The sequence below is a fragment of the Rhizobium sp. N731 genome, assembly GCF_001664145.1.
Taxonomy (GTDB): Bacteria; Pseudomonadota; Alphaproteobacteria; order Rhizobiales; family Rhizobiaceae; genus Rhizobium; species Rhizobium esperanzae.
On sequence record NZ_CP013601.1, the window covers coordinates 3,611,023 to 3,633,462 of the forward strand.

Annotated in this window: 21 protein-coding genes, 1 other RNA gene and 1 pseudogene; 13 read left to right on the forward strand and 10 right to left on the reverse strand. The window is 61.7% G+C overall.

Annotation, left to right across the window (positions count from 1 at the left end):
- Positions 1–11: 11 nt before the first annotated feature.
- Positions 12–1,013 (reverse strand): LLM class flavin-dependent oxidoreductase, encoded by a 1,002-nt coding sequence (locus AMK02_RS17600; RefSeq protein ID WP_064804794.1) that lies wholly within the window; start codon positions 1,011–1,013, stop codon positions 12–14.
- A 123-nt stretch (positions 1,014–1,136) separates the two neighbouring features.
- The gene (locus AMK02_RS17605; RefSeq protein WP_064804796.1) at positions 1,137–3,452 is read right to left on the reverse strand and encodes a methyl-accepting chemotaxis protein; all 2,316 of its coding nucleotides are present in this window, start codon (positions 3,450–3,452) and stop codon (positions 1,137–1,139) included.
- A gap of 241 nt (positions 3,453–3,693) precedes the next feature.
- Here AMK02_RS17605 and ruvC point away from each other — a divergent pair, with 241 nt between their 5' ends.
- From ruvC to AMK02_RS17645, 8 genes and pseudogenes are all read left to right on the forward strand, one after another.
- Positions 3,694–4,203 (forward strand): crossover junction endodeoxyribonuclease RuvC, encoded by a 510-nt coding sequence (gene ruvC / locus AMK02_RS17610; protein ID WP_004669780.1) that lies wholly within the window; start codon positions 3,694–3,696, stop codon positions 4,201–4,203.
- Positions 4,204–4,260: 57 nt separating this feature from the next.
- On the forward strand, positions 4,261–4,512 hold the full coding sequence (locus AMK02_RS17615; protein ID WP_010004698.1) for an AbrB/MazE/SpoVT family DNA-binding domain-containing protein: 252 nt from the start codon (positions 4,261–4,263) through the stop codon (positions 4,510–4,512).
- A complete protein-coding gene (locus AMK02_RS17620; protein WP_064804798.1) occupies positions 4,512–4,925 on the forward strand; it encodes a type II toxin-antitoxin system VapC family toxin in 414 nt (137 codons plus the stop codon). Before AMK02_RS17615 ends, AMK02_RS17620 begins: the two co-directional genes overlap by 1 nt.
- A 13-nt stretch (positions 4,926–4,938) precedes the next feature.
- Positions 4,939–5,553 (forward strand): Holliday junction branch migration protein RuvA, encoded by a 615-nt coding sequence (ruvA, locus tag AMK02_RS17625; RefSeq protein ID WP_004669783.1) that lies wholly within the window; start codon positions 4,939–4,941, stop codon positions 5,551–5,553.
- Positions 5,554–5,635: 82 nt separating this feature from the next.
- Positions 5,636–6,676 (forward strand): Holliday junction branch migration DNA helicase RuvB, encoded by a 1,041-nt coding sequence (gene ruvB / locus AMK02_RS17630; protein WP_037141201.1) that lies wholly within the window; start codon positions 5,636–5,638, stop codon positions 6,674–6,676.
- On the forward strand, positions 6,677–7,579 hold the full coding sequence (locus tag AMK02_RS17635) for a metallophosphoesterase (protein ID WP_064804800.1): 903 nt from the start codon (positions 6,677–6,679) through the stop codon (positions 7,577–7,579). It abuts the gene before it with no gap.
- A gap of 7 nt (positions 7,580–7,586) precedes the next feature.
- A pseudogene (locus AMK02_RS17640) lies at positions 7,587–8,092 on the forward strand (NUDIX hydrolase).
- Between the two features lie 38 nt (positions 8,093–8,130).
- Complete coding sequence (locus AMK02_RS17645; RefSeq protein WP_064804802.1) at positions 8,131–8,694, forward strand: DinB family protein; 564 nt, start codon at positions 8,131–8,133, stop codon at positions 8,692–8,694.
- A gap of 349 nt (positions 8,695–9,043) precedes the next feature.
- Here the strand turns inward: AMK02_RS17645 and AMK02_RS17655 are convergent, their stop codons facing one another.
- Together AMK02_RS17655 and mprF are read right to left on the reverse strand one after the other, a co-directional pair.
- On the reverse strand, positions 9,044–10,426 hold the full coding sequence (locus AMK02_RS17655; protein WP_064804806.1) for a virulence factor family protein: 1,383 nt from the start codon (positions 10,424–10,426) through the stop codon (positions 9,044–9,046).
- Positions 10,423–13,026, reverse strand: coding sequence for a bifunctional lysylphosphatidylglycerol flippase/synthetase MprF (mprF, locus tag AMK02_RS17660; protein ID WP_064804808.1), 2,604 nt, complete (start codon positions 13,024–13,026; stop codon positions 10,423–10,425). The genes AMK02_RS17655 and mprF overlap by 4 nt, the downstream gene beginning before the upstream one ends.
- Before the next feature lie 238 nt (positions 13,027–13,264).
- On the opposite strand from mprF, the gene AMK02_RS17665 reads away from it, so the two are divergent.
- The gene (locus AMK02_RS17665) at positions 13,265–13,642 is read left to right on the forward strand and encodes a DoxX family membrane protein (RefSeq protein WP_064804810.1); all 378 of its coding nucleotides are present in this window, start codon (positions 13,265–13,267) and stop codon (positions 13,640–13,642) included.
- A 6-nt stretch (positions 13,643–13,648) separates the two neighbouring features.
- Here the strand turns inward: AMK02_RS17665 and AMK02_RS17670 are convergent, their stop codons facing one another.
- The 3 genes from AMK02_RS17670 to AMK02_RS17680 form a co-directional block, all read right to left on the reverse strand.
- Positions 13,649–15,760 carry a mechanosensitive ion channel family protein gene (locus AMK02_RS17670; protein ID WP_064806317.1) on the reverse strand — a complete coding sequence of 704 codons (2,112 nt, stop codon included), beginning with the start codon at positions 15,758–15,760 and terminating at the stop codon, positions 13,649–13,651.
- A gap of 185 nt (positions 15,761–15,945) precedes the next feature.
- On the reverse strand, positions 15,946–16,977 hold the full coding sequence (gnd, locus tag AMK02_RS17675; RefSeq protein ID WP_064804812.1) for a phosphogluconate dehydrogenase (NAD(+)-dependent, decarboxylating): 1,032 nt from the start codon (positions 16,975–16,977) through the stop codon (positions 15,946–15,948).
- Between the two features lie 114 nt (positions 16,978–17,091).
- Positions 17,092–17,574 (reverse strand): SRPBCC domain-containing protein, encoded by a 483-nt coding sequence (locus AMK02_RS17680; RefSeq protein WP_064804814.1) that lies wholly within the window; start codon positions 17,572–17,574, stop codon positions 17,092–17,094.
- 55 nt (positions 17,575–17,629) lie between these two features.
- Here AMK02_RS17680 and AMK02_RS17685 point away from each other — a divergent pair, with 55 nt between their 5' ends.
- The 4 genes from AMK02_RS17685 (at position 17,630) to AMK02_RS17700 (ending at position 21,341) form a co-directional block, all read left to right on the forward strand.
- Positions 17,630–17,953: an ArsR/SmtB family transcription factor gene (locus AMK02_RS17685; protein WP_064804816.1), complete on the forward strand. Its 324-nt coding sequence runs from the start codon at positions 17,630–17,632 to the stop codon at positions 17,951–17,953.
- A gap of 94 nt (positions 17,954–18,047) precedes the next feature.
- Positions 18,048–18,614 carry a helix-turn-helix domain-containing protein gene (locus AMK02_RS17690; protein WP_064804818.1) on the forward strand — a complete coding sequence of 189 codons (567 nt, stop codon included), beginning with the start codon at positions 18,048–18,050 and terminating at the stop codon, positions 18,612–18,614.
- Between the two features lie 68 nt (positions 18,615–18,682).
- A complete protein-coding gene (locus tag AMK02_RS17695) occupies positions 18,683–19,666 on the forward strand; it encodes an NAD-dependent epimerase/dehydratase family protein (protein ID WP_064804820.1) in 984 nt (327 codons plus the stop codon).
- A gap of 202 nt (positions 19,667–19,868) precedes the next feature.
- Positions 19,869–21,341, forward strand: coding sequence for an esterase-like activity of phytase family protein (locus tag AMK02_RS17700; protein ID WP_064804822.1), 1,473 nt, complete (start codon positions 19,869–19,871; stop codon positions 21,339–21,341).
- Positions 21,342–21,418: 77 nt separating this feature from the next.
- Here AMK02_RS17700 and ssrS read toward each other — a convergent pair.
- The 3 genes from ssrS to AMK02_RS17715 all read right to left on the reverse strand — a co-directional run bounded on the left by ssrS (position 21,419) and on the right by AMK02_RS17715 (position 22,316).
- Positions 21,419–21,577, reverse strand: a non-coding RNA gene (gene ssrS / locus AMK02_RS17705) — 6S RNA.
- Between the two features lie 69 nt (positions 21,578–21,646).
- Positions 21,647–22,024 (reverse strand): cell division protein ZapA, encoded by a 378-nt coding sequence (locus AMK02_RS17710; RefSeq protein WP_064804824.1) that lies wholly within the window; start codon positions 22,022–22,024, stop codon positions 21,647–21,649.
- A gap of 16 nt (positions 22,025–22,040) precedes the next feature.
- The gene (locus tag AMK02_RS17715; RefSeq protein WP_011426717.1) at positions 22,041–22,316 is read right to left on the reverse strand and encodes a DUF4164 domain-containing protein; all 276 of its coding nucleotides are present in this window, start codon (positions 22,314–22,316) and stop codon (positions 22,041–22,043) included.
- Between the last annotated feature and the right edge of the window lie 124 nt (positions 22,317–22,440).

Sequence of the window (22,440 nt, forward strand, 5' to 3'; positions counted from 1 at the left end):
GTTGCGAACCCCTACGCGGGCACGCGCATGAAGTTTCCCAGGCCCGCGAATAGTTCCACCGATCTCAGCCGCGCCTCGATATCATGGATCGGCATGGAGATGATCACCTCGTCGGCCTGCGTTTCCTTGAGAAACGCCGTCAGTTTTGCCTCTGCCGTCTCCGGTGATCCCACAACAGCATAACGCAGCGTGTGTTCGACGTTCATCTTCTCCATCGGCGACCAGAACGCCTCCATATCCGTCACCGGACGTGGGAACGGACCGCGGACATTGCGGCGCAAGTTGACGAACTGCTGCTCGGCGGAGGTGAAATGATAGCGCGCCTCCTCGTCCGTCGCCGCCATCGCGCCCATGACGCCGACCATCACATAGGGCTTGTCGAGCGTTGCCGAGGGCTGGAAGCGGTCGCGGTAGATCGCGATGGCGTCGAGCAGCATATCAGGGGCAAAATGCGAGGCGAAGGCATAGGGAAGCCCGAGCATCGCCGCAAGCTGGGCGCTGTAGAGGCTGGAGCCGAGCAGCCAGATCGGGATATGCGAACCATTGCCGGGGACCGCAAGGATCCCCTGATTCTCGACCGGAGTGCCGAGAAGCTGCTGCAATTCCACTACGTCGTTCGGGAAACTGTTCGCGCCGGCCTCGAGGTTGCGCCGCAGCGCCTGTGCCGTGCGCATATCCGTTCCCGGCGCCCGCCCGAGCCCAAGATCGATACGGCCGGGAAAGAGCGCCTCCAGCGTGCCGAACTGTTCGGCGATGACGAGCGGCGAATGGTTGGGCAGCATGATACCGCCGGAACCGATGCGGATGCGTTTTGTTGCGGCCCCGACATGCCCGATGACAACGGCGGTCGCCGCACTGGCGATGCCAGGCATGCCGTGATGCTCGGCAAGCCAGAAACGCTTGTAGCCGAATTCTTCAGCCTTCTGAGCCATTCGCGCCGAGCTTTCGAGCGACTGGCGCACGGTGCTGACTTCGGCAACGGGAGAAAGGTCGAGTATGGAAAAGGGAACCATGGAAACCTGCCGGGCAGTTGAACGATGCCGTCTATGTAGGTTGGCGCCCCCCCATTCCAAACCGTGCAGGCAAACAAAAGGGCCGCGCGACGGCGGCCCTTGTCGAATATCGCAAGCGACGCCTCACCGGTGACGGCGCAATACATGCAACTCGGCGCTCGGCGGGTAATGCCCCTGCGGCAGCGTGAAATTGCCGAGCTGGCGGTCCATTTCCAAAGCTTCCGTCGCCAGCCGGTGGATCGCCGCCGTCGTCTCCTCGACCATTGAGGCGTTCTGCTGCGTCATCGCGTCGAGTTCGGCCACGGCGTTGTTGATCTCGCGCAGCGTAGTGGCCTCCTCGCGGGTCGATTCCATGATCTCGTTGATCTGCCCATTGATCGCCTCGACATGGGCGCCGATGCCCGTCAACGCAACGCCCGCTTTTTCGACGAGCGCGACGCCGCTTTCGACCTCATGCGTCGACTTCTGCAGCAGGCTGGAAATTTCCTTGGCCGCACTCGACGAGCGTTGGGCGAGCTCCCGGACTTCCATGGCGACGACGGCAAAGCCCTTGCCCGATTCACCGGCGCGCGCCGCCTCGACACCGGCATTGAGCGCCAGAAGGTTGGTCTGGAAGGCGATGTCGTCGATGACGGAGATGATCGTGTTGATCTGGCGTGAGGAGGTCTGGATCGCCTCCATGGCCGCGATCGTCTCACGCATGATCTGGCCGGAGCCGGTCGTCTCCTTTTTGGCGTCGCGGGCGATCCGCTCGGCCTGTTCGGCCCGCTCGATCTGCCGGCGGACGGACTGGGTGATGGCGCTGATTGCATTCGCCGTCTCGGTGATCGAGCCGGCCTGGCGCTCGGTGCGCCCGGCAAGCTCGTCGGCGCCGGTACGCATCTCCTCGGAGCTGGCCCGCACCGCCATCGAGTTGCCGCCGATGGCCGTCATGGTTTCGCTCAGCGTCGCGAGCGCTTCGTTGAAATTGATGCGCAGGCTTTCGAGCTCGTTCGGGAAGCGCCGATCGATCTGATAGGCGAGATCCCCGTTCGCCAGATGATGCAGGCCCTCATCGATCGCCTCCACCACCTGCTGCAGCGTCTTCGCCTCTGCCTCGCGCTCGGCAAGGTTCTGCTGGCGGTCCTGCTCGGCCTGTAGGCGTGTCTCTTCGCTGGCGGCTTCCAGTTCGCGGCCTTCGATCAGCGACTGCCGGAAGCGGGCAAGCGCGTTGGCCATCGTGCCGATCTCATCTTTTCGGCTCAGGCTGCCGATCTCGGTGTTGAGCTTGCCATCGGCGACATCGCGCGTGACGCCGGCAAGCCGCGCAAGCGGCGAGAACAGAAAATTGGTGACGAGGCCGGTGGCGATCGCCATGACGACGAGCACGCCGATGCCGATCATCGTCAGCAAAGTGGCGATCTCCAGCGAGCCGGCATTGAGTTCGCTGAGCAGCACGCTTTCGACCACGAGGAAGCGGTCGCCGCGATAATCGATGCCGCGGACATAGGCGCGCGCTGAGCCGTCCGTCCTGTTGAAATCGGCCACCGTCATCGCCGAACTGGCAAGCGCGTCCTTGATGAAGGTGAAGGGAGCGGCATCGAGCGTCGCAAGTTTGCCGCTCGCATCGAGACCGATCGCTGAACCATCGGCAGAGACGATCGCCGCCCGCGCGGTGCTGCCCTGAACAATCCCCTTTGCCAGGATGCTGGCGACGATGTCGTCACGCACCTTGAACAGGATGATGCCCTTGGCCGCGCCGAGCTTGACGATCGGCACGGCATAGAAGATCGCCGACCTGCCGCTGGCCGCATCGACGCGGAGCCCGGAAAAGCCTGTCGGTGCGGCATCATCGGTCGCCTTGGCGGTATTCTCGATCGCCTTGGCGAAGGCGATGCCAGCGCCGGTCGTCTTCCAGGCGTCCGACTTCAGATTCTCGGCGAAGTCGTCTTCCTTCTTGTAGGAATAGAGAACGGAACCATCGAGATCGGCGATCAAGAGATCGCTGAAAGCAGTGTCTTCGAGGTCGCGGGCGACTTCGCCCTGCGTCTTTTCATGGTTCGAATAATAAAAGCCGCTCGGCGCTTCAGGCTTCATCAGCTTCTCGCGCTGATCGGCCGGGTTGGGATTGGCCGTGATGAAGACTTTCTTCAGCTCGGCGCGGGCATCGCCGGAGGTCTTCTCGATGGTCTTCCAGCCGCTCTTCAGGCTGGTGATCGACATCTGCAGCGCCTCGATGCGGGCAATGGAATTGGCCTGGTTCTCGAGCTGCGCCAGCTGGTCCTGCAGCATGTCGCCGCGGAAGATCAGCACGCTCTCCTTGGCCTTCAGCGCCTGCTCGTCTGAGATGCGGCTGCTGGCGAAATAGGCGAGCACGTCGATCACCGCGATCGACAGCACGGTCATCAGGATGAATGTGGCAATGACCTTGAAGGACAGGGATTGAAATCTCTGAGCCATGTACGACGAACCCCTTCTGAACGCGTCTGCCGGCGCGGGCAGGCGGCATGAGCCTGATCGACCGATCTTCAAACAGAACCTCGGGGGCTTATCTCTTTGCGACACGAGATCCCCTTCGTATTTGACACTAGAATTCAAGCATCTGTTTTAATTCGCGGTAAATGGAGCGGCTTATTCGAGAAGGTTTTTGTTTTGTTCACATATCGATGGCAGTTATTTCGCAGTCGCTATAGGTTAAACCATGCAAAATACGATTCGCATCGTCGGCATCGATCCAGGACTTCGCCGCACCGGCTGGGGAATCATCGACACGCTGGGCAATTCCCTGCGGTTTGTAGCCTCGGGAACCGTGACCTCCGACGGAGACATGGATCTCGCCTCCCGCCTCTGCCAGCTGCATGACGGCCTGGCGGAGGTCGTCCACGCTTACAAGCCGGATGAGGCCGCCGTCGAACAGACCTTCGTCAACAAGGATGCGGTGGCGACCCTCAAGCTTGGCCAGGCCCGCGGCATCGCCATGCTGGTGCCGGCGCGCGCCGGTCTGCACGTCTCCGAATATGCGCCGAACGCCGTCAAGAAGGCCGTCATCGGCGTCGGCCATGGCGAAAAACATCAGATTCACATGATGTTGAAGATCCTGATGCCGAAAGTCGAATTCAAGGGCGACGATGCCGCCGACGCCCTGGCGATCGCCATCTGCCATGCCCACAATCGCGGCAGCAACCGAATGCGGCAAGCACTGGCCGGGTAATCTGTTCTTGACTTGTTCCAACAGTAAGGATAATTCTTACTTCGAAGGAGCAGCAAGATGCGCGTCACGTCCAAAGGCCAGGTCACCATTCCTCGCGATCTCAGAGAGCTTGCCGGCATCGAGGCCAACAGCGAGGTCATCTTCTCGATCGAGAACGGCAAGCTGGTTCTCTCGCCGAAGAACTGCAAGCAGGAGATCGAGGATCGGGGCCGGCTCGACCGTTTCCTGCAGACGATCCGCCGTCTCGAAGGCACCGGCGACCAGGCGATTGATGCCGAAGACCTCATGTCGATGACCCGTGATCGCTGATGGCAACGCTTGTCGATACAAACATACTCGTCGATCTGGCTGTGGCCGGTTCGGACTGGCACGGTTGGTCGCGTCGAAAAATGCTCGACGTCTTCAGAGATGGCCCGATCCTCATAAATCCGATCATCTATTCCGAATTTTCCGTTCGCTACGACGATATGGATGAAGTCGAGCAACTGCTTCCGCAGGATGAATTCCGCCGCGAGAACCTGCCTTGGCCGGCTGTCTTCGCCGCAGCTCAAGCCTTCCGGCTTTACCGTCGCGCCGGCGGACGGCGCGAACAGATATTGCCCGACTTCCTCATCGGCGCCCATGCGACGATAAGGGGCTACAAGATTTTGACCCGCAACCCCGGCGGATACCGATCTTATTTCCCCTCCGTTGAACTTATCACGCCCGAAACGCACCCTTGAGAGACCACGCCCCATGATCGGCAAGCTGAAAGGCACCATAGACGAGATCGGCGAAGACTATGTGCTCGTCGATGTGCACGGCGTCTGCTACGTCGCCCACTGCTCCGCCCGCACCCTATCCAAGCTCGGCTCGGCCGGCGAGGCCTGCGTGCTGTTCATCGAGACATATGTGCGCGAGGATCAGTTGAAGCTCTTCGGCTTCATGACTGCATTGGAGCGGGAGTGGTTCAACCTGCTCCAAAGCGTTCAAGGCGTGGGCGCCAAGGTCGCGCTTGCCGTGCTCTCGACCTTGACGCCGGGCGAACTCGCCAATGCGATTGCCCTGCAGGACCGCGCCGCCGTTTCCCGCGCGCCGGGCGTCGGCCCGAAAGTGGCGATGCGCCTCGTCACCGAGCTCAAGAACCGGGCGCCGGCTTTTGCCGGGGAAGCGATCAATATCGCCCTCAAGCAGGAACTCGGCGAAGGTGTCGCGGCCGCGCCGGTCGCCGATGCGGTCTCCGCGCTGACCAACCTCGGTTACAGCAGAGACCAGGCGGCCAATGCAGTTGCGGCGGCGATGAAGACGGCCGGCGACGGCGCAGACAGCGCTAAGCTGATCAGGCTGGGATTGAAGGAGTTGGCGCGGTGAAGCCCGGAAAAACGACGGTTGGATATCGAGGCGACCGTTTTTTGGTGTATTGCTGTGACAGGTTTCAAAACGGAATAAGAGCATGAGCGAACCCGCCCGCCTGATATCGCCGGAAAAGCGGGGCGAAGATCTCGACATTACCCTGCGCCCGCAATCGCTGGACGAATTCACCGGTCAGGCGGAAGCGCGCGCCAATCTCAAGGTCTTCATCGAGGCTGCGAAGAACCGCGGCGAGGCGCTGGACCATGTGCTTTTCGTCGGTCCGCCCGGTCTCGGCAAGACGACGCTGGCGCAGATCATGGCGAAGGAACTCGGCGTCAATTTCCGCTCGACGTCAGGCCCTGTTATCGCCAAGGCCGGCGATCTCGCCGCACTGCTCACCAATCTCGAGGAGCGCGATGTGCTCTTCATCGACGAAATCCATCGCCTCAATCCGGCGGTGGAGGAAATCCTTTATCCGGCCATGGAAGATTTCCAATTGGACCTCATCATCGGCGAGGGCCCTGCCGCCCGCTCGGTGAAAATCGATCTGTCGAAATTCACCCTGGTGGCGGCGACCACCCGCCTCGGCCTGCTGACGACGCCGTTGCGCGACCGCTTCGGCATCCCGGTGCGCCTGAGCTTCTATACCGTCGAAGAACTGGAACTGATCGTGCGCCGCGGCGCGCGGCTGATGAACCTGCCGATGACCGAAGAAGGTGCGCGCGAGATCGCCAGACGCGCCCGCGGCACGCCACGCATCGCCGGCCGGCTGCTGCGGCGCGTGCGCGATTTCGCCGAGGTGGCAAGGGCGGAAGCCGTCACCCGCGAGATCGCCGACGAGGCGCTGACCCGCTTGCTCGTCGACAATGTCGGCTTCGATCAGCTCGACAAGCGTTACCTCAACATGATCGCCGTCAATTTCGGCGGCGGCCCGGTCGGTATCGAAACCATCGCCGCCGGCCTGTCGGAACCGCGCGACGCAATCGAGGACATCATCGAGCCTTACATGATCCAGCAGGGTTTCATTCAGCGCACGCCGCGCGGCCGTGTTCTGACCGCAATCGCGTGGAAACATCTCGGAATGCAACCGCCCAAGGAAATGGAGGCTGCGCAGTTCCGGCTGTTCCAGGAGGACGACTGAGTGATCACCCGCCGCGGATTTTTCAAGCTTGTCGGCGGCGGTATCGCAGGTGTTATGTCGCTCGGCGGTTACGCCTTCGCCTATGAACCGCTGGCGCGACTGGGCATCGCCCGTTACCGGCTGACGCCGCCGGGATGGACGCCGGGGCTGAAGCTCCGCGTCGTCGCGCTCGCCGATATCCATGCCTGCGAACCCTGGATGTCGGCAAACCGCATTACCTCGATCTGCCACCGGGCTAATGAACTCGAAGGCGACGTGACCGTCCTGCTCGGCGATTACGCCGCCGGCATGAACATGGTGACGCAATATGTGCATTCGAGCCAATGGTCGAAGGCGCTCGCAACTCTGCAAGCCCCGCTCGGCGTCCATGCAATCATGGGCAACCATGACTGGTGGGAGGACAGGACCGCCCAGAACAACGGCGGGGTGGAAACCTTCGGACACCGGGCGCTTGCCGATGTGGGCATCCCTGTCTACGGCAACCGCGCCGTCCGGCTCGATAAGGATGGCCGCGGCTTCTGGCTCGCAGGGCTCGAAGATCAGCTGGCGCTGCTGCCCGGCAGGAAATGGGGCCGCACGCGCATGACCGGCCTCGACGATCTCGATGGAACGATGGCTCAGGTCACCGATGACGCCCCCGTCATCCTGCTTGCCCATGAGCCCGATATCTTTCCTCGCGTGCCCGAGCGCGTCTCGCTGACGCTCTCGGGTCACACCCACGGTGGACAGATCCGCTTCTTCGGCCGTTCACCGATCGTCCCCTCGCACTACGGCAATCGCTACGCCTATGGCCATATCGTCGAGGAGGGGCGCAATATCATCGTGTCCGGCGGCCTCGGGTGCTCCATCGCGCCGGTCCGCTTCGGTGTGCCGCCGGAAATCGTCGTAATCGATCTCGGATAAGAATGACATGAGCAAGCGCACCCACATCCGCCTGACTGTGGGCGCTCAACGTTCAACCATCGCTTCGCCGGCCTCGCCTTTCGCGATGGCCATGTGCTCGTTCATCGCGCCGTGCACGAGCCCTTCTGGACTTTTCCAGGGGGAACGGCGGAAATCGGCGAGACCTCGGAAGAAACGCTGAAACGGGAGATGATGGAGGAACTCGGCCTCAACGTCACAGTCTCGCGCCTCCTCTGGACCGTCGAGAATTTTTTCCACTGCGAACAGCGCGACTGGCATGAACTCGGCTTCTATTATCTGATGGAAATCCCACCCGAATTTCCCTTTCGGCCGCATGAGATCGTCCATCGCGTCGAAGACGGCGACAACCATCTCGAATTCAAATGGGTTGCCGCGACGCGCACAGCCCTGACCGCGCTCGATATCCCGCCCTATTTCATTGCCCAGGAAATCGAGAACCTGCCGGCAGCACCGCGTCATCTCGTCTGGCGCGACGGCAATCTTGATGACTGACGCAAACATTCCGCAAGCGCTTGAGAGGAAAGCCGCCGATGTCGACCGTCGATCCCGTCAGGGTCTTTCGCAAACTTGCCTATAACAACGCCCTTGCCAACCACCGTCTGTTGCGCGCTTGCGCAGCCTTGAAACCTGGCGAATTCGAAGCGCCGCGCACTGGCTTCTTCCCCTCGATCAAGGAAACCTTGAACCACATCATCACGGTCGACTGGTTCTATGTCGATGGCATGGAAGGCGGCACGCTTGGCTACCAGGCCTTCGAGATCGAAGAACCCTTCGACGACATAGCATCGCTGAGCGCAGCGCAGGCGGCGGTCGACCTCCGCCTGACGGTGCTCTGTGAGGCCCTGAGCCCGGAGGGGCTGGTCTCGACCGTCAGGCTCCGTCGCGGCGACCGCATTCAGGAGGAGCGCATGGACGACGTGCTCGCCCATCTCTTCCAGCACCAGACCCATCATCGCGGCCAGGTGCACGCGATGCTTTCCGGCACCGGCGTCGCTCCGCCGCAACTCGATGAATTCATCGTCGCCGACGACGCGCGGTTTCGGGGTAAGGAAGTCGCCGAGCTTGGCTGGAGCGAGGAGATGCTGGCACGTTAGAGAGCCTTACCTGGTTAGATTGAAGCATTCTGCCGGAGCAGGTTTTCGTCAGGGCAGAGGCGATTGGCGACGGGCATACCCAAGGTACGTCCGAGCCGATCGCCTCTGATCCTGGCGGAAACATGCCCAGCCCACCGGCCGCACCGCTTCGCCGTGGCGAAGCGATCAGTGCGTCCGGCGCTTCCCAAGTCTTGCAGATTTGCTTGGCAAATCTGCGGGAGGGTTGGCTGAAACGGGCCGGCTTGGCCGTAGAGCTGGGCTACGACGCGCGCCGGCCGGTCGACAATCCGACTCCATTTGAGCCAACAGAATGCTTCAATCTAACCAAGGCTCTAAGCACGATGCTGCTCTAATCTTGCAGCCGCTTCTTCAGTCCGTCGATGATCGTCTTGGTGAGAAGATCGTAATTCTCATCGAAGTGATGATCACCGGGCAGTTCGACGACCTCGGCGCCGCTATCCTTCAGCGCCGGACAGGCGACGTCGTCGTCATCGTCCTTGCCGTAGACGCATTGCACGAGTTTGGGATCGACGTTCTTCAAATCGGCGACCGGATCGCCTCCCGCCCCTTCCGTCTTCTGGCCGAGCCAACCGAGAACGGAGATGACGTAGTCGACTTGGTGCGAGAGCGACAGCAGCGACAATTGCGCCACCGCGGACTTCTCGGCCGGTTTCAGCAGCTGATAGGTCGCGGGCACGACGTCGGCGCCGAAGGAATAACCGACGAGCAGCACATGCTTCACCTTCCACTGTTTGCGGTAGAAATCAATGATCTTCGAAAGATCGCCGGCGGTCTCCTCCGGCTTGCGCTCCGACCAGAAATAATGAAGCGAATCGACACCGACGACGGGAATACCTTCCTTCTGCAGGGTGCCGCCGACTTCCTTGTCGATGTCTCGCCAGCCTCCGTCGCCGGAATAGATCACCGCCATCGTATCCAGGGTGGGGGTGGCCTCGAGGATCGCCAGCGGCAAGCCGAGCGGATTGCCGAAGGCGCCCGAGGCGGTGACGAGGTCATCGAGCGTATCGGCAAAGACCGTCTGCGCGTCGTCGGTGGAATCGCGGATCTCGATCGCGGAATGGACTTTCTTCAGCGCTTCGGCATGCGCCCTGCCATCCTTGTCGGCGTTGGGCGTGAAGACCGAAATAACGGGGTCCGGCAGCGCGCCGTCACTCAACCCGTAGACCATGCGGCCGCCAACCGCCTTCTTCGAAGCCGGCGTGCAAAGTTCCTTGGTCAGCGGGATGCCGGCCTTCGGATCGACGGCGAGCGTCTGACCGATCGTCGCATCCGGTGTCTGCGCTGCAATTGCCAGCGCCAAGGCCCCGCCCTCGCCGATGCCGGCGACGATCGGCAGATGATAGGCGTTGTTGCCGGTCGCACGCTGCACCTGCTGGCTCAGCGATTCGATATCCGAGACCGTGTAGAGGCACCCGTCATTGAGGCTGACATCGTAGCGGTCGAGCGCCTGGATATAGGAAGGAAAGTCGACACCGATCACGACGGCGCCTTCGGAAACCAGCCTGTCGGCCTCGGCCTTCTCGTAATCGCCCCAGCCGGCGGCATCCGAGATCAGCATCACCGTGCCCTTCACCTCGCCTTCCGGCAAGAAGATGTGCGGCGACGGAATGAGCCCGCTTTCGAAGCTCTGCGTGGTTTCCTCGGCAGCATGAGCCGGTGCGGCCGCGAGCATGCAGGCGCATGCCGTGGCAAGAAGGATTGTCCTGATCATTTTCTCACTACCCCTTTCAATCCGCCCCCGATCAGCAACGTCGCGTCCATCAACGCGATCATCGGATTGCCCCCTCCGGAAACCGCAAGATAGCGCGGTTGCCAGTGCGGATGAAACTTGGATTTGAATGCCCGAAGGCCCTTGAAGTTGTAGAAGCGCTCGCCGTGCTCAAAGACGGTGCTGCCGATGCGGTCCCAGACGGGTGCCGCCTCGCGTTTCGACATGCCGGAGAGTGGCGCCATGCCGAGATTGAAGTGAGTGAAACCCTGACCGCGCAGATACTCCATGATCTGCACGAAGAGAAAGTCCATCGAGCCCTTCGGCGCGTCCGGAGAGAAACGCATGAGATCGATCGTGCTCTCCTTGCGGGATTCGGTGACGAGGATATTGGCGAAGGCGACGATCTTGCCATCCTTCTTCAGGATACCGACCGGTTGCGATGAAACATAATCGGGATCGAACGAACCGAGCGAGAAGCCTTTTTCCTTGGCATTGTGATGTTCGAGCCAGGCCGTGGAAACGGCAGCGAGATCATCGATGATATCAGGCACGTCCTCGGATTCGACTACCGCGAATTCCAGCCCGTCGCGTTGGGCTCGGCTCGCCGTCTGGCGCAGATTCGCCCATTTGCCGCCTTTCATTTCGAAGGTTCGGAGGTCGGCCACCGCCAGTTCGCCGAGCTTGAAGGCGCGGAGGCCGGCATCGGCGCAATGGGAAAGCAGCGCCGGCGAGATCTGGTAGAAGACGGCGCGGCATCCGGCGGCCCGCGCCGCTTCGACGAAGCGCCAGACGAGTTCCTGCACGGCACGATGATCGCCAACCGGGTCGAACAGCGCGATCCATGAACGGCCCTGCCGGCCGTACATGATGAAGGCGTCACCTTTTTCCGAAAACATGATGCTCTTGTCGCCCATGCGCACCAGATTGGCGTCGGCATTGTCCTGCCTCCTGACGATGTCGACGGCGCGCGTCAGCGCCTCCTCCGTCGCCGGCTCCGGCCGGAAGGTCGCCGGCCGGAGCAGGCTGAAAATGGCGATCGCCGACGAGATGATGGTGATGCCGAGCAGGGCGCGCAGTCCCCGCGGCGCCTCGGCGGTAAATTCGAACTGCCACCAGAGTTCGTTGCTGTATTCGACATCGCGATAGACGAAGAGCAGGATGACGACGGCGCCGACGACGATGACCGCGATCGCCATCAGCCAGGACGCCGTCATCGCCTGGTTGAGCAGCGACGCATGCCGGGTGAAGAGCCGTCGGCTGACGAAGAGCCCGAAGATGAGGAAAGCGAGAAAAGCCGCCTCGACCAGCGCAATCGCCTTCAACAGCGACAAGGTCAATGCCGCAAGGGCCGAGAACACCGCTACCCACCAGGCGCCGTCGAGCCTCTGCCCCAGGCCGCGCGCGGCGACCACCAGCGCCAATCCGAGCAGACTGGAGAGGAAGTGCGCGCCTTCGACCATCGGCAGAGGCAGATAGTTGGACAGAAATTCCAGATTCTGATCCGGCGTCGGTGTAACGCTCGAAAACACCAGCATGACGCCGAGCAGCAGGGCCAAGGTCGACAGCAGCTGCGGCATCAGCCGTCCGCCGATGCGCCGGACGCTGGAGGCGGCCGGATGATCGACAAAACGGCGCAGTTCCGTCGCGGACACCGCGAGCACGGCGATCAACAGCGGCAGCACATGATAGATCAGCCGGTAGAGCACCAGCGATCCGAGCACCGCATCGATATTCACCGCGCTGCCGAGCGAGGCGATAATCACGGTCTCGAACACGCCGAGCCCGGCCGGAACGTGGCTGAGCACGCCGAGACCGACGGCGATCGCATAGACGGCCAGGAAGGCCGGCCAGCCGATCGCCGTCTGTGGCAAGAGCACGTAGAGCACCGAGGCCGAGGCGGCGATATCGAACGCCGTCACCAGGAATTGCCGTGACCAAGTGCGCGAATCCGGCAGGCGGATTGCCACCGCACCGAGATCGAGCACGCGGCCTTCGCGGCCGATGATCATGACAGCCCCGAGAATGGCAATAATCGAGCCGGCAATCAGCCGGAGAAGGAACGCGCTGACACTGATCAGCGGCCCGATCTCGCTGGCGATGATAATGAGGGCGATCGCCGCGACCCCGGCAAGCCCGAGACCGAAGGACAGGGTGACGAAGGCGATGATCCGGCCGATATCGTCCGGCGAAAGACCGAGGCGCGTATAGGCGCGGTAGCGGATCGCGCCGCCCGAAAGGGCGCCGAAACCGGCGGTATTGCCGACCGCATAGGCACTGAACGCCGTCAGCGCCACATGCGGGAACGGCAGCTTCTTGCCGATATATTCGATGGCGTTGAGGTCGTAGAAAACGAGGGATAGGAAACTGAGTGCGGTGAAGAACAGCGCCAGCAGGATGGCGCTCGGCCTGGTCGCTGCGAGCGCACCGACGACATCATCATAGCGAACCTCGTTGGTGAGCTGCATGATCGCATAACCGACGAGGCAGAAGACAACGAGTGTCGCGGCTGCCGTCAGTGGCGTCCTGTAGCGTCTGAAAAGCGCGCCTAAAGAAAACCCGTCCGCCGCTTCCATCTCTTCCAAATTGCCGTGACCCGACATCTCGTACCTGCGCAATTTCCAAACTTGGCGGGAATCATTTTTCGAAGACGTAGCATGACAGGCATATAAGCTCTATGAAGCCATGCCGCCGCTACCCCAGCCCCGCCGTCTGCGCCTCAATCATCCTCAATTGGGGCGAATTTGCGCAGGCAAACTGTATTGGCACATTGCATTTTCGTAAGCTTGCGAAGAGTTTGCGGTGATGACGAGGATTTGAAACGCGAGAGTAGGGTTAGACATGCAGGATGACCTGGCCTTCGTGATCCTCATCCTCGGCAGATTGCTGCTCGGCGGTTTTTTCGTTGCCGCCGGCATCCATCATTTTTTCGTCATCGTGCCGATAACCGACGCCATCGAAGCCCGCGGCATACCTTTTGTGAAATGGGTATTGATTTCCGGCAGCGTCTTTCAAATTGCCGCCGGTCTCCTGCTGATGCTGGGTCTCTTCGTCGCCGCGGCGGCGTTCGGCCTCATCATCTTCACGCTTGCCGCCTCCGTGATGCTGCTGAATTTCTGGGACATGGAAGGCACAGCCCGCGACAGCGCCATCAACAGCTGGAAAAGCAACATGGCCATCATCGGCGGCCTGCTCACCGCAGCTGCCGGGGCGATGTAAGGTGGTTCACGCAGCCGGCTCGCCGCCGGCCCGTGCATGCGCAGCGTAGCGCGCCGCGGCGGCATCCACCTCCGCCGCGCGATCACCGGACACCTGCACCGTCGGCACGGCGAATTCGATGCCGTTTTCCTTGAAGGCATTGCGAATCATTGCCAGTGCATTGCGGCGGATAACGAACTGTTCGCCAGGCTTCGTCATCATCGACAGACGGATCTCGATCGCGAATTCGCCGAATTGCTCGACACCCTTCATCTTCAGCGTTTCGATGATGTGCGGGCCGAATTCCGGGTTTTCGAGCAGGGTCTGACCGATCTGCTTGATCACCTTCTTCGCTTTGACGAGATCGGTGTCGTATGTGACGTTGAGGCTGATCTTGTCGATCGTCCAATCGCGATTGAGGTTCTTCACCGCGCCAAGTTCGCCGAACGGCACGGTCGTCAGCGGCCCGCGATGATGCCGGAGCTTCACCGAACGCAGGCTGAAGGCCTCGACGACGCCCTTGTGGCTGCCGCTTTCGATATATTCGCCGACACGGAAAGCATCGTCCCACAGATAGAACATGCCGCTGATGACATCCTTGACGATCGTCTGGGCGCCAAAACCCACAGCAACGCCGACGACGCCGGCGCCGGCAATCAATGGGCCGATCTCGATGCCGAGACCCGAGAGCACCATGAGAGCCGCAATGACGGCGATGACCACGGCAAGGATATTGCGGAAGATCGGCAGCAGCGTCTGGAACCGCGCATGTTTAGCCTTTTCCTCATCCGTCGCGCCGCCGTCCAGGGGCATGCCGAGCAGCTTGCCGTCGATATAGGCTTTGACGACGTGCCAGAGCAGATCAGCAGCAAGCAGGATGACGATTCCGCCAATGACGCCGCGCGCGATCTTATCGACCATTTTGTCGCCGGCTGCCATCGTGTCGGCGCCGACGCCGAGCAGTTGGCCGAGCCAGATGGCCGCGAATGCGATAATCAGCGCCCTGACGCCGCGGTCGAGCAATACGGTGGCAATACGGCGCGTAGCAAGGAAGCTTGCTTCGGTCTGCTGCAGCGATTTCACTGCAATCGTCGAGACGGCGAGCACCCGCGGCAGCATCAGCACATAGATGCCGAGCCAGAGCAGCCAGTTGAATCCGGTGACCCACAGCCCCCAGAGCAACAGGAAATAAACGGTGAGCGCCCAGGAAATCCCGTGTCCGCGTTTCTCGTCCTTCTGAGGCCGCGACCAGACAGCTTCGATGGCGATCAGCAGCAGCCCGATGCCGAGGATATAGCCGACGAAGAGCCGGGCGCTCGGGGAAAAGCCGAGCGGCTCCATCGACTGGATCGCCGCCCAGCCAAGCATGAAATAGATCACGAAAATCGCGGAGCGGCGATACCAGAAGAGCGCGACGGCGCGTGACGGCATGATCGGAACGATCACGCCTTGCCGCTCTTCCTCGGCCCGCGCCAGCCCGATGAGATCGACCAAGACGCCGCCCAGGCAAATCGTGAAACGCTGGACGATGAGCGCGACGGCGCAGAGGATCGCCACGCTCTGGCTGAGCGGAGGCCAGCCGAGACTGGACAGCGCGAGCATTGTTGCCGCGGCGAAAATGAGAGCCGGTACGACGCGTGACGTCAGATGCATGCCGGCCATCTGAGCCAGACGCCGGCGGCGACGGCGGAAGGCATAGCCGGCGATGCTTTCGACGATGGCCCCGAGCAGGAAGATCGCCAGGAATTGCGCGATCATCCGGCTCCAGCCGGTGGCGGCGAGCTCACCGAAAAACAGTGAGGACGCATTGCCGATCTGTGAGGGCAAAGTCATCGCGGCGTCGGACACCATCGATACATGCCGGCGGGCATGCTGCAGCAGGCCTGAAAGAACCGACATCTGGTTCTGGCTAACCGAATCGGCCGCAGAAGGTGCTGCCATCTGCGTCGCCATCCACTGCTTGACCTCCGGCGCCTGCATGAGCTGCATCATTTCACGCACCTGCGCCGGCGGGGTATTTGCAGCCGGCGTTTGCGCAGGCGTTTGGGAAAAGCCGGGCGACGCCGCCGAGAAAAGCGCAACGAATGCCAGGATGCCGAATATGGCGGCCTTCAAGCCCGCCGCCGTGCCACGTCCCATGACCGCCCTCCAATGGAGTGTCGGCCGCTTGAATGGAAGCAGCCCCGACATTTCCCTTTCCGCAATGGATACTCGTGACCGTAGCCGCCAGCAAGCGGTAGGAAAACCATACCTATGGCTAGGACAATTCCAGGAAAATTGCGAAACGGCTTTCCTCGTCGGGGCGACAAGGAAAGCCCTGATCCTCAAGATTTCGGCGCCGGCTTTTCCACGTGGCCGCCGAAGCCCGCACGCATTGCCGACAGCACCTTGTTGGCGAACTCGTCATTGTCGCGCGAGGAGAAGCGGCCGTAGAGCGCGGCACTGAGCACCGGGGTCGGCACGCTTTCGTCGATTGCCGCCATGATCGTCCAGCGGCCCTCGCCACTATCCGAGACGCGGCCGGCATATTTCGAAAGTGCGGGGTCGACATGCAGGGCATCGGCGGTGAGATCGAGTAGCCAGGAGGTGATGACGCTGCCGCGGCGCCAGACTTCCGCGACATCCTGCAGATTGAAGTCGTATTGGAAATGTTCGGGATGTGCGAGCGGCGCGGTTTCCGCATCGGCCTCATGCGAGGCAGCGCCGATATTGGCGCGTTTCAAGATGTTGAGGCCTTCGGCATAGGCGGCCATCAGCCCGTATTCGATGCCGTTATGCACCATCTTGACGAAATGGCCGGCGCCATGCGGGCCGCAATGCAGGTAGCCCTGTTCCGCGGTGCTGGCTGCAGCCGCATCAGCGCTGCGGTTCGGTGAGGCTTCCGTCGTGCCGGCCCCGGGCGCGAGCGTTGCGAAGATCGGCGAAAGGTGCTGGACGATGCCCTTTTCGCCGCCGATCATCAGGCAATAGCCGCGCTCCAGGCCGAAGACGCCGCCGCTCGTACCGACGTCAACATAATGGATGCCCTTGGTGATGAGCTCAGCGCCGCGGCGGATGTCGTCATGATAGTAGGAATTGCCGCCATCGATGATGATATCGCCGTTCTGCAGCAGCGGCACCAAGCTTGCCAGCACCTTGTCGACGATCGCCGCCGGCAGCATCAGCCAGATAGCACGCGGATGCGTGAGCTTCGAGACGAATTCCTCCAGCGAAGCGCTGCCGGTCGCGCCGAGACCTGTGAGATCGGCAACGCTTTCCGGCCTGGTGTCGTAGACGACGCATTCGTGACCGCCCCGCATCAGGCGCTGGACCATATAATTGCCCATGCGGCCCAAACCGACCATACCAAGCTGCATAATGAATCTCCTGGAAACCGAGATGAAGTATCGACTCCGGAAATTAGCACCCGCAGTGTGACAGGCAAGCAAAGTCTGGCGGTCGGCCGCCGATCTCCTTCGAGTCGGGCCTCGTCAAATATCCGGGGCGCTGGCCGGCTCGCCCTTCATCTCGCTGAGATACATGCCCTCGCGCAGATTGATGCCGTATTCGACGAAGGCCTTCATGCTGCAAAGCATCTGTGTCCAGCCTTCGCAGTTGAGATAGCTGCCGCGCCGGCCGGCCTCGTCCTCGCGCCAGCCGTTCTCGGCAATCGTCACCAACGTGCCGCCATCCTCCAGCGGCTTGAAATTCATCTCCACCAGCGTCTTATACCTTGTCTTGTCCTCAGCAGTGCCGCCGTCCCAGCGAAGCACGATGCGGCTTTCCGGCACAAGCTCGACAACCTCGACCGGCGCATCTTTCCACCAGGTTACCGTCGTGCCTTGAACGAGAGGGGCACTCGCCCCGCCGATCGTGGTGAAATAGCTGCTGAGCTTCTTCGGGTTGACGACGGCATCGAACACTTCGGCAACGGGACGGCCGATCCGGCCGGAAACGCGGATTCCGAGAGACATGATACTTCTCCTCTTCTCCATTGTACCTGACATCATTATGTTATAAAAACATAACATGTCAAGCGAATCGAAAGACGACCCCGTTTTCAAGGCACTGGCACATCATCGCCGCCGCGAGATTCTCGATCTGCTCAAGGACGCGCCCCGCACGACCGGGACGCTTTGCGAAATGTTTCCGGACATGGACCGCTGCACGGTGATGCAGCATCTGAAGGTGCTTGAGGAAGCGGATCTGATCGTCGCCAGAAAGGAGGGCCGCGAACGCTGGAACCACCTGAACAGCCTGCCGATCAAGCACATCTACGACCGCTGGATCAGCGCCTATGCAGGTCACGCCCTGTCGATCCTCGATCGGCTGAGAAGCGATCTCGAAGATTAGATTAGCCGGAACAATGCTCCGGCGTGAGGGTCGGCTTGCCTTGCGGCCCGCCGAACTCCTATCCTGGCAAAAGAAGCGTGGGAGCTCAGGACAAATGACGATATCAGGAGCCGGCATACGCCGCATGCGGTTGCTGCGGAGCATCAAGCAGCAGCACCTCGCGGAACTCCTCGAGGTCAACCAGGCGACCGTTTCGCGCTGGGAGCGCGGCCAGCTTGCTCCCTCGCCCGACCAAGCCGTCAAGCTGGAACGGATTTTCGCCTCGCCGCAATATGCTGCGGCCGATGCGGCTTTAAAGCGGCTGGTCGAGGATTCCGTCCGGCCAGTGCATCTGATCTGCGATGGCACCCATCGGCTGCTGTCTGCTTCCCGACCGCGGCAGGCGGAATGGCGCGCACCGCTCAGCGCTTTTCTCGGCCGCTCTCTTTTCTCCTACGCCTCCGCCGAGATCGCTGCCGCCGAACAGTCTCTGGAGGAGTGCGGCTGGCACGAGGGCAGGCTGCTATCGTTGACCTTCGATACCGGCGCCAACGGCAATGTGCGCCTGCCGATTGCCCCCGGCCGCGTCACCTGGGAGCGGATCAGGCTTTCCGACGGCAGCGCTGGCCGTCTCGTCACCACCGTCGCGAAGCCTGCAGCTTTCCTGCACCCTCCTGCATAATTTATGCGTTGTCCGCAAATGCCGGTCTTTTGTAGCCTCTGCCGCGAATGGGGCCAGGAGACGACGCGATGACGATATTGGTGACGGGAAGCGCCGGCCACCTCGGCGAGGCGCTGATGCGCAGCTTGAGAGCTCAGAGCCGGTGGGCGCGCGGCATCGACATCAAGCCATCGGCTTTTACCGATATGGTCGGCTCCATCGGTGACCGCGGTTTCATCAGGCGAGCGATGTCGGGCATCAGCCACGTCATCCATGCCGCCACGCTCCACAAGCCGCATGTGGCGACCCATGGCAATCGCGATTTCCTCGACACCAATGTCGGCGGCACGCTGAACCTGCTTGAAGAGGCGACCGCCGCGGGCGTTGCAAGCTTCGTCTTCACCAGCACCACCAGCGCTTTCGGCGCGGCACTGACGCCGGTCGCCGGCGAACCCGCGGCTTGGGTCACCGAGGACGTGCTTCCTGTCGCGAAGAATATCTATGGCGTGACGAAGCTCGCTGCCGAAGGAATCTCGGAACTCTTCGCCCGCAAATCCCGCCTGCCTGTTGTCATCCTCAGGACGTCGCGCTTCTTTCCCGAAAGCGATGACGATCGCGAGATTCGCAACAGCTATTCGGCGGAAAATGCGCAGGCCAACGAGCTGCTTCATCGCCGCGTCGATATCAGCGACGTGGTCGGCGCTCATTTGCTGGCGCTCGAAAAGGCACCGGCAATCGGCTTCGGCCGCTATATCATCTCGGCCACGACGCCCTTTCTACCGGGCGACGTCGCTGAGCTCAGGCGTGACGCGCCTGCTGTCGTCGAGCGGCTGTTTCCAGGTGCGAACACCCTTTACGCCGAATGCGGCTGGAAAATGTTCCCGACGCTCGATCGCGTCTACGTCAACGAACGCGCAAGGCGCGAACTTGGCTGGCAGCCGCGCTATGATTTCCGCTTCGTGGTCGATTGCCTGCGCGAGCGCCGCGAATGGCGAAGCCCGTTGGCGATCGATGTCGGCTCCAAGGGCTACCACGAGGAAGTGTTCGCCGAAGGACCCTATCCGGTCGATTAGGGCAATGAGCTGATTGCAGGCTCTGAGGGTGTCATCCAGTTATCACGATCCCATCCTAGACGTTTAGCCGGGATAGGGGGCGAAATCCGGGCGTGTTCCGTTCTGAGGAATCGATCCCGAAGCCGAGGAATGTCATTCGAAACGGTGTCCAGCTTGCGGGCGGGAACCGTTGCAGGAACGCTTTTGACCGAGAGGCTATTTCATGAAGAACGTCAGACCATATGCAACGCGGCTGTTCGCCGCAGTTCTCGCGGCATCCGCCGCCATTCCCGCCATGGCAAGGGCGGAGAATTCCGCCGGTTTCGTCAATAAGGGCCTGGTCGGCGTCGGCCGCATTCCGGCCAACCAGCGCGACAAATTCGGTGAAACCTTCGGCTCCGGCTCCGGCATGGCGATCGACGCCGCCGCCTGGAGTCGGGATGGCGCCAGCTATAAGGGCATGCTCTACCTTTTGCCCGACCGTGGTTACAATGTCGCCGGCACTGTCGACTACCACCCGCGCCTGAACACCCTCTCGATCATTCTGACCCCGACCGCGCCAGGCGCGGCCCCCGAGGCCGGCAAGGAGCAATCGGGCGTCGAGGCGAAACTCGTCGATTCCATGCTCTTTGTTGACGACAAGGGCGTGAACACGACCGGTCTCGACCCGGAATCCGGCGTCCGCGCCGCTGCGGGCAACTTCCCGCCGCTGCCGCAGGCGGCGAACGGCAAGATCGCCCTCGACGATGAGGCGATCATCCGCATGGGCGACGGCACTATGTTCGTCAGCGACGAATACGGCCCCTATATCTATCGCTTCTCTGCCGATGGCCACTTGCTTTCAGCCACCCAGCCGCCCAAGGCGCTTCTGCCGATGCGCAAGGGCGCGCTGAGCTTCGCCTCAAACAATCCCGGTCCCGGCGGGTCCGCTCCCGATCCGAAGGACCCCGAAACAGGCCGCCAGAACAACCAGGGTCTCGAAGGCATGGCAATGACGCCCGACGGCAAGTTTATCGTTGCCGTACTGCAGTCGGCGGCCCGCCAGGACGGCGGCGATTCCGGCTCGACCCGCCAGAATACCCGCGCCATGATCTATGACGCCGCCGATCCCGATCATCTGAAGCTGGTGCACGAATATGTCGTGCCGCTGCCGGTCTTCAAGGACGCCAAGGGCAAGACGACGATCGCCGCCGAGAGCGAGATCGTCGCCCTTTCCGACAAGACCTTCCTGATGCTTGCCCGTGACAGCGGCAACGGCCAGGGCGTGAAGGGGGACAAATCTCTGTATCGCAAGATCGACATCGTCGACTTATCCGCCGCGACCGATATCGCCGGCAGCGATTTCGACGCCGGCAAGGCGGTCGCACCGAAAGGTGTCCTCGACCCGTCGCTGACGCCGGCGACGCTGACGCCGTTTATCGACCTCAACGACGAGGCAGAGCTTGGCCGCTTCGGCCTGCACAACGGTGCGCCGAACGACAGGAACGATCTATCGGAAAAATGGGAAGCCATGGGTCTGGCAAGTGTCCTCGACCCGAAGCTGCCGGACGATTACTTCCTGTTCGTCGCCAACGACAACGACTTCCTGACGCAAGATGGCTTTCAGGTGGGGGCCGCCTATAAGGCTGACGGCGGCGCCGACGTGGACACCATGTTCCAGGTTTTCCAGGTGACGCTTCCCGGGTTGAAGAAGTAACTGCGCGCCACAAGGGGCGGACGCGCGAGCCGCGTTTGCCCGTGATCCAGCGTCTTCGTCGATGATGAAAGGAAAAGGTGCGATCCACGACGACCGATGGATGTTTACGATCCTGGGCGCCTACAAACGTAGGTGGGCACCGTGTGTCCAGGCCCACGAGCCCGGACAGGGACAGCTCCCTTTGGATCGAGTATGGCCCCAGGGATTGTGGTTCCTGTCGAGAGGCGCAGACCGCATCGCGATATATAAGGTCGTTTGCATCGACGCGCCAGTGGCGACGACAGCCCGTTTTTATTTAATTGACATCAATTGAGTTCGGGAGCGGCCCGGCCATTCAGCTTGTCGGTGATGCCGCGAATGCGGCTCGAAATCTCGCCGAGCGCCGCCGCCAGCGTTTCCTCAGTGCGGGCGGTCGCGGCAAGCACGGTGTCGCGGTTGCCGCGCAGCGACTCCAGCTCAGTTTCCAGCCCCGCGATGCGGCGCGTCAGCTCGGCAATCTCATCCATGATCATGATGCCGGCCATGACGGTGATCCTGAGATCGCCGATCTCACCGAACTGGCCCTTGAGATGGCCGACATAGCGGTCGAAACGGGTGGCGAGATCGGTCAGATGATCCTCCTGCCCTTCCTCGCAGGCCATGCGATAGGCCTTGCCGTCGATCGTTACCGTCACTTGCGCCATATCAAATTCTCTCTCATCAGCGGTCCAGAACCGCGCGGATCGTCTCCATGGCCGTCACCAGCCGCCGCGATACCTCACGATTGACCTCTTCCAGCCGGTTGGCGCGAAATTCGGCCTGGTCGAGCTCCTGGGCCAGACGGGAGCGGTCGGCATGCACACGTCGCACCTCGCCCTCGATCTCACCCTGCTCTCGCTGACGCTCGATGCGCATGTCGACGGCGTTTTCGAGACTCGAAATCGCCTGTCTCAATTCGTCGAGCGCTGCTTCCATGGTTTTGCCTGTGGGCATCATGCCTTTCCGATTCCCGTGCAGGACCTGCGAATCGGCCACATCTGCCGATCTTGTGATTTCAAGAGGATATGCAGCTCGCCAACGGCCCGTCAATAAATCCCGTCACCCGGCAGCCTGCCTACCT